Genomic DNA, 11,229 nt, shown 5'->3' on the forward strand with positions numbered 1-11,229 from the left:
TCTTTCTTTTCAACTGAGATTTATAAAAATTTACAAGGGTGGCGGTATCATGGGGCTGTTCATTTCCGTTCCAGGCACTTCGCTTTCCGCGAGGCGACGCTGAGCCTCCTCCCGCTGCGCGCTGCGGGGTCTCAGCATTGCCGCTGCTTTCCCGCTGGAGTCTGCGTGCCTTGCACTCCAATTAACAGGGTTTTTTATACTTTATGTGAGGTTAACATTAGTTAAAGAACTGTTCCATTTGTAAACCACTTGTTGATTTAGATTATAACGCTTCATACGGGAGGAAGGAACTGCTTAATCATTTTCCCAATACCAAAAATAGTAAATTTAAAGTAAGATTGGTTAGTAGGAAAAAAATCCACAAAATAATGGAGAATTTCAACAAGGCTGGTGATTGTATTTGGGAGAGCAATATAAGTTCAATGAATTATCCAACTCAACGTTGGAGCTTGATGGAGTATATGAAACAAGGTGTAAAGGAGTATGAATAAGAGAGTAAGCATAATAGTAATTGCTTTAGGGACTCAGTCCTTGCAATCGAGCATTGTTTTCTTAACACTGGCTTGGTATTTCACTAATATAACAAATTCTCCTTTGGTATTTGGATCACTCATGGCTTTCCGTTACATACCGGGCATTTTATTAACTACTTTAAGCGGAATTGCCATTGACCGTATGAAAAAAATACCTTTAGGACTGTGGTCAAGCATCTGGCACCTTTTTTCTCTTTTGCTTCTGCTGGTGGTGGGATGGTTAAAAATTGATCCTTCTGGAGCAAATTATTGGATATATGCAGGAGTCGTCATATTCATAGGGATCTCATCTGCTGTTCTCAATCCCTTAGAAAGGACTCTGGTTCCGATATTATGCAATCCTGGGGAGTTAAAGTCCGTTAATAGTGTGATAACGGTTGTCACACAAGTGACCAATTTATTGGGAACCAGCGCGGCCGGGATACTTCTGCTGACAGGCGGTTTTTCCCTATCCATGATTGTGGCTGTTATCCTGTCATTTTTTTCTGTCCTTTGCTATATCGTTCTGTTAGTTAAAGTCAAAATACCTCACACTTCTAATCAAAATAAGAGTGTGATGACTGCCTTTAAGACAACTGTCAGAGATCTGAAAGAGCAAAAATGGATTTTCATTGCTATTTCTTCAGCTGTATTTACCAATATGTCATTCGTTATGATCATGGATGTTCTTTTGCCAACTCTATTTTCTGATTTGAAAATTAATGGCTCAGCTGCTCTAGGATTGTGCTTCACTGCCATTGGCGCTGGCACCTTAATAGGGGCAGCTTTCACATACAAATTCAAACAGATAAATTTTAATACCTCTATATTTTTATACATTGGATCAGCATTAGCAGCCGTCATGGGCAGCAATTTCTTAGATTCAATCGTATTCAGTTTAATAGCTTTCGGCCTATTCGGATTGCTCGCTGCGCCAATAACGATCATTTTTCAAACAACTCTGCAGGAAGCTATACCAGTTAACATTTTAGGAAGCGCAATGGGGGTATTATCTTCAGGAGCCACTATAGCGCAGCCAATTGGTGTTTTATTGGGAGGAGTTCTTTTATTAAAGCTTGATGGAGCCACTGTACTCACAATCACGTGCGCATTTTCCATCATTGCGGTTTCAATCGGATGGTGGAGGTTAAGACAGCAGCAATTGCAATCGCAAGATCGTTCTGAGACTGTCATTCAGAAAGTGAACTCGCCTTCAGCGTAGGCGGGTTTATTTTTTTCGATTATATCAGTAAAGGACGGATCAATTTAAGTTAAGGTTGAGCAACAGCGTATTTATCAAAGTGTAATGATGCACGCTGTTCCTTCACTGCTAGTCCATAAATGCTGTCAGGTGCTCAGTTGAATATAGTAGCTGACAGATCCTGTTCAATGACTGTTAACTCCATTGTTGTTAGGAAAAAGTTTTTGCCCCTCATCACTCATGAGTGGTCAGCAACAGCAGCGATTTTTGCTCTCAGGACTTCTTCAGAGATGCTGTTGTTGTTGTTTTTATTCTTTCTATTCTTTCTTTATTTCTTTTCTCTATTGTGTATTCAGGTTCGATTCACGTGTCCTCCACGACCGATTCACTTTCAGACGATAAAAAAATTTCTGGTCTGTTTTTAGGCTGTACCTCGGCAGTACTTGCCTCTTCCGTTTCAGCCTGTTTTCGACCATTCAAAGCCTCCCTCCCACCAGGCACCTTGAACAAAAAACCAAGCAGAAATAGCTCCGCCGTAAACAGACCGAGCTTTTCCAGCTGCTTTATTGGACTCTGAATCCGCGAATGACTACTATAATCCCTCTTCTTCACGTAAAAAAACCACAGGTCCTCCCGCAGTAAATGAATAGAATTGACACACTGCCCCGTAATCAGCATAATCTTCCCACACGGCCCCCCCTCCTTCAACTTCACATCACTCTTCAGCAGCAAATATAACCACAAGCCCTCCACATGATAAAAAACCACACTCCACCGAACCAGCCTTATAAACTGAGTCCACCCTTTGATCTGCATATGCATTCCTATTCACTCCTATATGTTTGTTCATCTCTTATATATGGATTTGAATAGGAAATGGACATGGTGTGAGAATTTTTTTTCTTGCGCCAGAGGGGCAGGTCCTTTGGCTCATACCAAAAAAGAACCAAGGGACCTTTCCCTCTGGCTCTAGTTAACTGATAATCTCAATTTTAGGTTCATTTTCACTTAAAATCTCGTATAAAATTTCTGACGTAGCAAACACATGATGCTGAATGTGTGGGTACTCCTTACTTCCTGGACCAGGTAAGGTATCATACCACTGCAAAAAGTCGGAGTTATCCACCACTTTATACAATGACCAAGGAGATGTGCGGGAACCTAATCCTCTCTCTCTTGCATCTGCAGTAAGATGAGAAATGTCTCCTTTTATAAAATCATCAGTAAAGCGGCTTGCCCAAACAACACTTCCATTAATTTTTTGATCGTATATAAACTTTATTTTAGTTCCTTTTATGTCCTCAAAGATTAATGTAAGATTATTAGATAAAATTATTTCGACGTACTCCATTTCACCCACTATCTTTGTTATGGGGTCTCCATACTTCAAGTTTCATTTCTTTCAAGATTATCACTCCACATATCTAATTTTATCTTTGGCATGGGATAATGAGTCAATTCAGTAGTTGTACTTTTATATAATTTTACTTCACCAGCACTGTTTTTTAAACTTAGGTGATATTTGCCTTTGATTTAGGTATGGGAATGGCTCGAAAGGTATTGTTGAAAAATCCCTATTTGCTACAGAAATTCCATTGGGTTTTTAATACATATTTAGACTCTATTTTGATTTTACAAGTTTGGGACTACTTTTAAAAGCTACCCAACTGCCAAGGGGACTACCGCAGTAGTAATTAGAAAGAATGGTGCCTGCCCCACACACTTTAGGACTTTAATACTTGTGGGGGCAAGCACCAAATTTCCACATAATTGACACTTAGAAATTTTCGAAATATATTTAAAAGAGAACTCAATAGGAGGATTTAATTATGGAGGATAAAATCATAGATGTGCGAGGCCGATATGAGCGTGAAATATCTCAAATTGCGCATAGATTAAAAGATTTAGAGCAAGGGAGAGTTTATGGGTACAATGGAAACATCAGTAGGATGGATGGTGCATTGGACCAGAACATTAGAAAACTTCGTGGAGAAATTGCGGACTTGCTTACGAAGATAGAGTACGGCAGAAAATCAGATAATGAGGAAATAGCTGAGTCGTTCAATAATTTCGAACTATAAGGACGAAAGCTTCGCACCTTTTTCCGTCCTTTCCAACAACTCGTAGAAAGGTGCATGACCCTACAGACTTTAAGCTTTAATGAATGTGTGGTCAGGCACCTATTTTCCTTAGAAGGAAGAAAAACAACAACTTATAGAAAAAATGAAAGAGGACGTTGGAAAGCCTGTTCCTCATCCCCCTTCAATATATTTATTTGTGTTTAGTTTTATCAACTTGTTTCCATTGGTTTCCTGGCTTTGATGTCGGAGGTAGAGGCTTTCCTTCTATTCCCGTTACTTCAATATTACCTTTCCTACCACCGCGCGGCCCTACCTCAACAAATTGCCCAGAGTCTTTTGGTTTTTGTCCAGGTTTATAGTTCACCATTCTTAACACCCCCTTTTTTACAAAATTCACCACAAACGAAGGAAAATCCTCCTATTTGTAGAATTATATAAAAGGAAAGGGGAGAAATAATAAATGAACGAAGAAAACGTGGCCAATTATCCATCTGAAAAGTGCCCTAAATGTGAAGAAATTACACTGACACGAAATCCTAACTGGGAAGAGGAATTTGATCGGTTGGATCGGACTTATCCTTCCTTTGATATGATCTATAAGAAATTAAATAACGATGGTATTCCTATGGCAAAATGTACAAATTGTAATTATAAAAAATATGCATAATTATTGGCATCCTTCGGGGTGCTTTTTAATTAATCAAAACAAAATCACCCTTGAGAAGGGCGTCACATGCTTGCATTTGTCAAATTGAAATCGGGATAGTTCGACTTAGCATATTTTACATCTTCTTTAGCAAATTCAAACCAGTCCCCATCTCTCTTTCTTTTTTCTATACCCTTAAATTTTGCTTTTAGAGTTACTCTTAAAGTGGATAGTGTTTGTCTTTGTAGGTATGTAAATATTAACCAAACCTTTTTCATTTGAATACCTCCTACACGTTAATAGCTTTCCCCTTTAACTTTCCAACATATTGTTCCAACTTCTAAAAGAATGGTGCCTGACCCCACACACTTTAAAGCTTTAATAAACGTGGGGTCAGGCACCTATTTTTTTTACTTATTACAATTCAAAATTTTATCCATTAGCTTCTTCATAACTCTAATTTGATTAATTTTGACACAGGCTTAGAAGATTTAACGCCCTTAATTTTAAATACTATCTTCATATGAGTAAACGGGAGCAAAGGGGAATTTTTACGACCTGGCTTATAAAAAACAGGATACATATATAATATGCATCCTTTTTTTACTTAATTAGAGCTAACTTTATCATTATAATGCCGGGCTAATTCCTCTAAATTATTCCATTCTAAGCATCCAGGTGGAGTAGGGGAAGAATGATCAATTAAGGCTAGTATTAATAATCGAATATTTTCAGCCATTTGTTGATTTTCACTTAGCTGAAGTAAAGCATTATATGGTTTTTCTTCAGAAACTTCATTTGTTAAAAATGCAAATTCGAAATTTTTCATCGTAGCTACCAATCTTACTTTTGAAGGGTCGTCATGTTCATACACTGCATTCAATATATTTTGATTATTAGTCCATGCTGGATTTCTATTACCATTTCGTAACGTAGGGTAATCACTGTCATGAAGAACTGAATAGCTTGTACCAAAATGGTTTAATATCTTCACTAAAGAAATAATAGTTGCTTTCCCTCGAGCTCTTATTATGTGAACATCCTTAAATTGTTCAGGAAATTTAGATATTATGTGTTTAAAGGCTGTATACTCAGTGTCTCCCTCTACAATAATTGAATGCCCACCAAAAAAGAATTCAGCAACATACGGATCACATAAGTTCAACAACTTTAAGAGTCTCCTATCATTGTCATCCAATCGCACCCTTTGAGGTCTAAATAGTGTTGTTCCTTTTATTTCACCAGACAAATCACGCTCCACCCTAATAATAGTAGTATTATCTTTTGAAAAATCTACAAAAGTTGGAGAGTGGGTTGTCACCATTACTTGCCAATTACTCTTTGAGGGTAATTCATAAAGTACCCGACAGGCCTCTCGTACGGCATTAGGATGTAAGCAAATCTCAGGTTCATCTAATAACAATACATTGGGTCTCTCATTGGTAGAAGAGGTTTCAGATATATATTGCAATGCAGCCCATAACAGAGTTCTTCTTGCACCGCTTCCCTGACGGTCTATTGTACTCTGATACCCATTTTCAGGACCCATCAGGAGTTTAGAACCTGCTTTAAATAAATTAATGCTTTTTTCAAGATCATCTTCTGGTCTTGCATCAAACTTAATTTTATAACTAGGGAAAATTTCTTTGATTAAATCAGAAATTCCTTCTTCAGCTTTTTCAATTTCTTCTTTTGATTCGGCAATTATTTTATTTTGTATTTCCTTAACCTGTTCCAATAGCTTACCAAAGTCAGTCAATTCTTCCTGTTCATCACCATTCTTTACTGTTAAAGATTTGACACGATTAGCGATGATGGTCGATAGTAATTTTATAATAGCAGATGCTTGTTCTCCTGGATCTGAAAATGCGTCTACTTTATGAGGTAAAGGCCTTCTAGAATTAGCAACGTTTGCTGCTCCCCAAGGAACCAATGTTTCATCCCATACTTGGTTTACAGCATCCCAACCGCTCCTTTTGGGCTTCCCTACTGTATTCCATATCCATCTCTCTTTTATTAGGTTTTCTCCCGTCGATTTGTCAATCCATTTGTCTGCAGGTAAGTTATCATAAACTATTGTGTGGAGAATGATCTCAGGCAAGTTTTCAGAACAGATAGTTCCGTTAGGAAAATCATCTAATGTTAACTCACTCTTTTTTGAACCGTCACTCATAACAACTTCATATGCCCTTAAAATTGAACTTTTACCAGCATTATTGGGACCAACTAAAACAACAATATCATCGAGCTCTATTTCTACCGGATTCGAACCTATTCCTCTAAAATTCCTAATTATTAACTTCTGAAGTCTAGGTCTTTGATTTCCTTGCTCCAATTTTACCCCTCCTGAGGACACGGTTTAGAATAATTATACATTATTTAACAAAAAACTACATAATAATTGCAAAAATTCAAACAATAATAAAAGAAATAGTGTTTTTCAATAGGGGCATCCCTCCCAATTACCTCCCCAAATAAAAAAGCACCCAATTTACTTGGGTGCTCCTATAATCAAATCTTCTCGCTCAATTTGTTTTACTGAATAATTTTGGGGATTAAATTTTATAAGGCGTCCGTCTGCTTCACGTTCTTTATTTTTTTGTTCGATCCATAGACTAACAGCTTCTATACTGTTTTTAGCTGACACAACTACGCTATTGTTACCTGTTTCAATTAAATACAAAAAATTGTATTCCATAATTATCCCTCTCGCCATATATTATTTACATTTCTAATATTGAATAAGTAGAGATAAATGTCCTGCTTGCTATTTAAATCCATCAATAAGAGATTTTACTTTTTCAAAGATCCCATCCTCGAAATAATTAACATTTCCGGAATCCAAAGCAAGAAATTTAATTACAGCAACCACTTCTTTCACAATCCAATCTTCACCCTCTGTAATAACTGATAATGCTTTTGGTTTAAAATGTGCAAATTCATTTCTATATAACACTATTTTATCTATGGCTTTTTGCTGTATTTCACTAATATTCAGAACCTTACTATCTAATCGTTGCTTCATGTATGATTCATCTTGACAACGTTCCTACAGTCAGTGGCCTGACCCCACACACATTTAAGCAATAAACAATAAAAAAACCGCACAGTCTCATCACTGTACGGCACTAATATGTATATTATGGCGGGACCGCCTGGGAATCGAACCCAGCTGACCTGGCACGCAGGTCACGAGCGGTTTTGAAGACCGTGAGGGACACCAGTACCCCATTCAGCCCCATGAGTAAAACAGTTATGTGCTGCTTTTGTTATTTAGCATAATGATATTATGCCGGATTTTGGGCTGCTTTTCAAGCCTTTAGCTCCAGCTGCCGGTTCCTTTGCCATTGTTCTGGCCCTGGTCTTCTTCCGCGATCTTTTTCAGCAGCTTTTTATTATTCTTATTGATTTCAAATTGCACCTTGTATATTCGAAAAAGCTGGACCATAAAGCGGATCCATAAAAAGACGGCCAGTGCGGCCAGGATAAAGAAGATAAGGGTTTCAACTGTGCCTTCAATGGGGCTGAAAAAGCTCATAAAAAGTCCATAGGCGATACCTGCTGCCACGAGAAGAGCGATGCGCAGGAAAATCTGCAATAATAGCCCATCCTTTTGTTTTTGGAGCTTTTCTTTTTCCTCCTGAAGACTGCTTCTGCTTTCCATTATGTTCCCCTCCTCTTTTTCCTTATTGTACCATCAAACAAGTTTATATGGCTTGGCCATTTCCCCTATGTTTCACTTTTTATGCAGGATTCGGCTTGTCTCCTTCCCTTCATATGCTTATAATAAAATTAAATAAGAGAATGTAATGTAGGTGAATAGAATGACAACAGAGCTTACTGGCTGGTTTTTGGTATTTATTTTGTTTTGGGTGGTTGTGCTGGTATCACTGTTTGCGATCGGCGGCTTTTTTATGTTCCGGAAGTTTTTGAAGCGGATGCCTAAAGAGGATGGGAAGTCGATCCTTGATTGGGAAGAGCATTATGTGGATAAGACGAGGAGCCTGTGGGCCCAGGATCAGAAGGTGCTCTTGGAGGATTTGGTGAGTCCGGTGCCTGAGCTTTTCCGTGATGTGGCTCGGCAGAAGATTGCCGGGAAGATCGGCGAGCTGGCATTGAATGAGAAAGCAAAGCGCATTACGGAGGATCTTATCATCCGCGGTTATATTCAGGCGACTCCAAAGCGCGACCATAAATTCCTGCGCCGCAAACTGACTGAAAGACAAATTGATATGGCTCCTTATGAGCATTTATTCTAGAAACCATTCTGCTGTACGCGGAATGGTTTTTTTCTTTTTGCCCAATAAAAAACACCGAAAGCGAGTTCGATGTTTTCACTGTTTATACGGTTGTCTTTGTATCCAATGATGTACCATTGAGCTCATTGTAGATCTTTTTGTAGTTCAGGTACATGGCGATCCGCCAAGGGACGATCATGCCGAAAGCAAGGATCCAGAACATGCCGCTCAGCTGGCCGACGTCGATCGTGGAGCTGAGAATCAGCTTGGCCACAATCCGGACGACAAGAAGGCCGACCAGGATAAAGGCAAAGGCCTTTGATCTTTTTAAGAAAATATCATTATCACGCACTTCAAATGCCGAGGTTTTGATCAACAGGATTGAAAACAGCATGCCGACTCCGGCAGCTTCTAATATCTCAAGCGGTGTGACGCGAAAGTACGGAAAGACGAACATCAATGCGCCAGTGCTCATGAAAAGCGGCGGCAAGATGATCTTTTTGGCTGAAGCAGGTTTCTTGGCTGCCCGCATTCGGATGAACATGACAAATACAGCCATGCAGATGGCTCCGATTGAAGAAGCTACAACCATGTTCATAGCATTCATCCTTTTTATGTTTAATATTTACCATTATATTATATCCTAAATTCCTCTGTTTAGAAAATATTTTTCAGGACTTTGGACATCGGTGCAAAAAGAAAAGCCATTTAAGCAGGCTTAAATGGCTTTGGGTCAGCTGAGGACCCGGTTGACTGCGTCGAGCACGCGGCCTTCATCAAATGGCTTTACAATAAAATCTTTGGCGCCGGCCTCGATGGCTTCGACTACCATCTTCTGCTGGCCCATCGCTGAGCACATGACTACCTTGGCGTCAGGAAATTCCTGTTTGATTTCCTTCATGGCTTCCAGGCCGCTCATCTCAGGCATGGTGATATCCATGGTTACAAGCTCCGGCTTGAGCTCGCGGTAAAGGTCAATTGCTTCGCGGCCGTTTTCGGCCTCCCCGACGATTTCATGTTCGGCTTTCTTTAAGATGCCGGTTAAAGTGAGTCTCATGAATTTTGCGTCATCTACAATTAATATTCTTGCCATGCTGGTTCCCCCTCGACACTGCAACAGAAATCAATCTATTATTATGTATCTTTCTATATTTTCACACGTCAAAAAACAGTTTCAGACAAAAGAGCACATATTTCAATATAACGGAATGTGAGGGAGAATTCAATCCATAGAATCCGACAAATTTCGCTTTTTCTTTATTTTTCAAGTAGTAAATGATGGAAATATAAAAGAAGACCCGGCATTTTCGCCGGGCCGTCCTTTAGAAACCTTTAAAATCTCCAAACAGAGCTGTGAGAATCGAAATGATATGGTTCATCCAGTTGAAGAACAGTACCACACCCATCACAATCATCAGATAGCCGCCGATCTTCATGATCTTCACGTTATTGCGGCGGATCCATTGCATTTTGCCGATAAAGAATGACAGCACGAAGAATGGAATCGCAAATCCGAGTGAATAGGCGATCATATACACAAGGCCTGAGCCGGGATTAGAAGCAGCGAGCGCCCATACCGACATAAGGATCGGTCCTGTGCATGGCGTCCAGCCTGCTGCAAATGCAAGGCCGATGAGGACTGAACCCAGGTAGCCGCCAGGTCTGTTTTTAAATTCCAGGCGCCTTTCCTTCATAAGCGCCTCCGGCTTGAAAACGCCGACGACCATCAATCCGAAAATGACGATAAAGATGGCGCCGATCTGCCTGATCAGATCATTATAATCGCTGAATATTCTTCCGATAAAAGATCCCCCAAAGCCGAGGGCAATGAAAATAATGCAGAACCCGAGCAGGAAGAAAAGGGTATGCAGCATGCTGCGCTTCTGCAGCATCGCGTTTTCTTCTTTCAGCTCGCCCACTGACATGCCGGTTATGTATGATAAGAATGCGGGATACAATGGCAGGCAGCAGGGAGAAATGAAGCTCAGGAAGCCCGCTCCAAGGGCGATGAATATATTGACATCAGTCATTCAAGACACCTACTTTTTCTTGATTCTTTACCATTTTAACAAAATCCCGCCAAGAAAGATAATGGACACCTTGTGAACACTTTGTGACCTACTATAATTATATTAAAAACATATAAAGGACATGTTATAATTTTGATAATGTTTTTGTCATATCAGAGAAACTTTCTTTTGAATTTATTACCATTATTCGATATACTGTATGAGTAACTAACATTATTTGTTATAATCTTTCATGTTTTTACATGGTTTTGATTTGGAAACTTACATACAGACAATAATAAAATGGGGCCTCTTTTAAATCCACAGGAAAGGACTATCAGCCGTGGCAGGAAAACAAGAACTACTGTCTTTGATTGAGAATAAGCGGGCTGAACTAATCCAAGTCGCCATGAAGAATGGCCTGCATTCAACTGCTGCGATTAAGTACAGTCAGGAGCTTGACCATCTCTTGAACGAATATAACCGTATTTTTATAAAAAAGGTTCAGACACAATAGAAAAACAGCTTGGAAGCTATATAAG

General features: G+C 39.3%; 16 protein-coding genes and 1 tRNA gene. 5 read left to right on the top strand and 12 right to left on the bottom strand.

All coding sequences use genetic code 11. The features are described 5' to 3' along the window. Positions 1-483: 483 nt before the first annotated feature. Positions 484-1,734: an MFS transporter gene (locus Q9R36_RS02130; protein WP_311224480.1), complete on the top strand. Its 1,251-nt coding sequence runs from the start codon at positions 484-486 to the stop codon at positions 1,732-1,734. A gap of 342 nt (positions 1,735-2,076) precedes the next feature. Here the strand turns inward: Q9R36_RS02130 and Q9R36_RS02135 are convergent, their stop codons facing one another. Together Q9R36_RS02135 and Q9R36_RS02140 are read right to left on the bottom strand one after the other, a co-directional pair. Next, positions 2,077-2,535, bottom strand: coding sequence for a hypothetical protein (locus Q9R36_RS02135; protein WP_311224481.1), 459 nt, complete (start codon positions 2,533-2,535; stop codon positions 2,077-2,079). Between the two features lie 151 nt (positions 2,536-2,686). Continuing rightward, positions 2,687-3,064: a hypothetical protein gene (locus tag Q9R36_RS02140; RefSeq protein WP_311224482.1), complete on the bottom strand. Its 378-nt coding sequence runs from the start codon at positions 3,062-3,064 to the stop codon at positions 2,687-2,689. Positions 3,065-3,542: 478 nt separating this feature from the next. Between Q9R36_RS02140 and Q9R36_RS02145 the strand changes: the two genes are divergently transcribed. After that, positions 3,543-3,794: a hypothetical protein gene (locus tag Q9R36_RS02145; protein WP_311224483.1), complete on the top strand. Its 252-nt coding sequence runs from the start codon at positions 3,543-3,545 to the stop codon at positions 3,792-3,794. 190 nt (positions 3,795-3,984) lie between these two features. Here Q9R36_RS02145 and Q9R36_RS02150 read toward each other — a convergent pair whose 3' ends face one another. Next, entirely contained in the window at positions 3,985-4,161 is a 177-nt protein-coding gene (locus tag Q9R36_RS02150) for a hypothetical protein (protein WP_311224484.1), read from the bottom strand. Between the two features lie 93 nt (positions 4,162-4,254). Between Q9R36_RS02150 and Q9R36_RS02155 the strand changes: the two genes are divergently transcribed. Continuing rightward, positions 4,255-4,461 (top strand): hypothetical protein, encoded by a 207-nt coding sequence (locus tag Q9R36_RS02155; RefSeq protein WP_311224485.1) that lies wholly within the window; start codon positions 4,255-4,257, stop codon positions 4,459-4,461. A 62-nt stretch (positions 4,462-4,523) separates the two neighbouring features. Here Q9R36_RS02155 and Q9R36_RS02160 read toward each other — a convergent pair whose 3' ends face one another. From Q9R36_RS02160 to Q9R36_RS02185, 6 genes are all read right to left on the bottom strand, one after another. Beyond that, the gene (locus Q9R36_RS02160) at positions 4,524-4,718 is read right to left on the bottom strand and encodes a hypothetical protein (RefSeq protein WP_311224486.1); all 195 of its coding nucleotides are present in this window, start codon (positions 4,716-4,718) and stop codon (positions 4,524-4,526) included. Positions 4,719-5,047: 329 nt separating this feature from the next. After that, positions 5,048-6,775, bottom strand: coding sequence for an ATP-dependent nuclease (locus Q9R36_RS02165; RefSeq protein ID WP_311224487.1), 1,728 nt, complete (start codon positions 6,773-6,775; stop codon positions 5,048-5,050). 156 nt (positions 6,776-6,931) lie between these two features. Further along, complete coding sequence (locus Q9R36_RS02170; RefSeq protein WP_311224488.1) at positions 6,932-7,138, bottom strand: hypothetical protein; 207 nt, start codon at positions 7,136-7,138, stop codon at positions 6,932-6,934. 69 nt (positions 7,139-7,207) lie between these two features. Continuing rightward, positions 7,208-7,465, bottom strand: a complete 258-nt coding sequence (locus tag Q9R36_RS02175; protein WP_311224489.1) for a hypothetical protein — start codon at positions 7,463-7,465, stop codon at positions 7,208-7,210. Between the two features lie 118 nt (positions 7,466-7,583). Next, a tRNA-Sec gene (locus Q9R36_RS02180) sits at positions 7,584-7,680 on the bottom strand. Positions 7,681-7,759: 79 nt separating this feature from the next. After that, positions 7,760-8,104 (bottom strand): hypothetical protein, encoded by a 345-nt coding sequence (locus Q9R36_RS02185; protein ID WP_311224490.1) that lies wholly within the window; start codon positions 8,102-8,104, stop codon positions 7,760-7,762. 160 nt (positions 8,105-8,264) lie between these two features. Between Q9R36_RS02185 and Q9R36_RS02190 the strand changes: the two genes are divergently transcribed. Next, positions 8,265-8,699, top strand: a complete 435-nt coding sequence (locus Q9R36_RS02190; RefSeq protein WP_148975530.1) for a DUF2621 domain-containing protein — start codon at positions 8,265-8,267, stop codon at positions 8,697-8,699. A gap of 82 nt (positions 8,700-8,781) precedes the next feature. On the opposite strand, the gene Q9R36_RS02195 is transcribed toward Q9R36_RS02190, so the two are convergent. The 3 genes from Q9R36_RS02195 to Q9R36_RS02205 form a co-directional block, all read right to left on the bottom strand. Further along, on the bottom strand, positions 8,782-9,276 hold the full coding sequence (locus Q9R36_RS02195) for a CcdC family protein (RefSeq protein ID WP_101547531.1): 495 nt from the start codon (positions 9,274-9,276) through the stop codon (positions 8,782-8,784). Between the two features lie 135 nt (positions 9,277-9,411). Further along, complete coding sequence (locus tag Q9R36_RS02200) at positions 9,412-9,771, bottom strand: response regulator (RefSeq protein WP_009790952.1); 360 nt, start codon at positions 9,769-9,771, stop codon at positions 9,412-9,414. 229 nt (positions 9,772-10,000) lie between these two features. Next, on the bottom strand, positions 10,001-10,708 hold the full coding sequence (locus tag Q9R36_RS02205; RefSeq protein WP_311224491.1) for a cytochrome c biogenesis CcdA family protein: 708 nt from the start codon (positions 10,706-10,708) through the stop codon (positions 10,001-10,003). Between the two features lie 322 nt (positions 10,709-11,030). Between Q9R36_RS02205 and Q9R36_RS02210 the strand changes: the two genes are divergently transcribed. Beyond that, positions 11,031-11,204 (top strand): aspartyl-phosphate phosphatase Spo0E family protein, encoded by a 174-nt coding sequence (locus Q9R36_RS02210; RefSeq protein WP_009790949.1) that lies wholly within the window; start codon positions 11,031-11,033, stop codon positions 11,202-11,204. Positions 11,205-11,229: the final 25 nt, after the last annotated feature.

Origin of the sequence: Bacillus sp. AG4(2022) (assembly GCF_031844465.1) — a bacterium.
In the GTDB taxonomy this organism is placed as follows: Bacteria; Bacillota; Bacilli; order Bacillales; family Cytobacillaceae; genus Bacillus_AB; species Bacillus_AB infantis.

Coding starts and splice junctions, on each gene's coding strand:
- Q9R36_RS02130 (WP_311224480.1), top strand. CDS start 484: ATGAATAAGAGAGTAAGCATAATAGTAATTGCTTTAGGGACTCAGTCC.
- Q9R36_RS02135 (WP_311224481.1), bottom strand. CDS start 2,535: ATGCATATGCAGATCAAAGGGTGGACTCAGTTTATAAGGCTGGTTCGG.
- Q9R36_RS02140 (WP_311224482.1), bottom strand. CDS start 3,064: ATGGAGTACGTCGAAATAATTTTATCTAATAATCTTACATTAATCTTT.
- Q9R36_RS02145 (WP_311224483.1), top strand. CDS start 3,543: ATGGAGGATAAAATCATAGATGTGCGAGGCCGATATGAGCGTGAAATA.
- Q9R36_RS02150 (WP_311224484.1), bottom strand. CDS start 4,161: ATGGTGAACTATAAACCTGGACAAAAACCAAAAGACTCTGGGCAATTT.
- Q9R36_RS02155 (WP_311224485.1), top strand. CDS start 4,255: ATGAACGAAGAAAACGTGGCCAATTATCCATCTGAAAAGTGCCCTAAA.
- Q9R36_RS02160 (WP_311224486.1), bottom strand. CDS start 4,718: ATGAAAAAGGTTTGGTTAATATTTACATACCTACAAAGACAAACACTA.
- Q9R36_RS02170 (WP_311224488.1), bottom strand. CDS start 7,138: ATGGAATACAATTTTTTGTATTTAATTGAAACAGGTAACAATAGCGTA.
- Q9R36_RS02175 (WP_311224489.1), bottom strand. CDS start 7,465: ATGAAGCAACGATTAGATAGTAAGGTTCTGAATATTAGTGAAATACAG.
- Q9R36_RS02185 (WP_311224490.1), bottom strand. CDS start 8,104: ATGGAAAGCAGAAGCAGTCTTCAGGAGGAAAAAGAAAAGCTCCAAAAA.
- Q9R36_RS02190 (WP_148975530.1), top strand. CDS start 8,265: ATGACAACAGAGCTTACTGGCTGGTTTTTGGTATTTATTTTGTTTTGG.
- Q9R36_RS02195 (WP_101547531.1), bottom strand. CDS start 9,276: ATGAACATGGTTGTAGCTTCTTCAATCGGAGCCATCTGCATGGCTGTA.
- Q9R36_RS02200 (WP_009790952.1), bottom strand. CDS start 9,771: ATGGCAAGAATATTAATTGTAGATGACGCAAAATTCATGAGACTCACT.
- Q9R36_RS02205 (WP_311224491.1), bottom strand. CDS start 10,708: ATGACTGATGTCAATATATTCATCGCCCTTGGAGCGGGCTTCCTGAGC.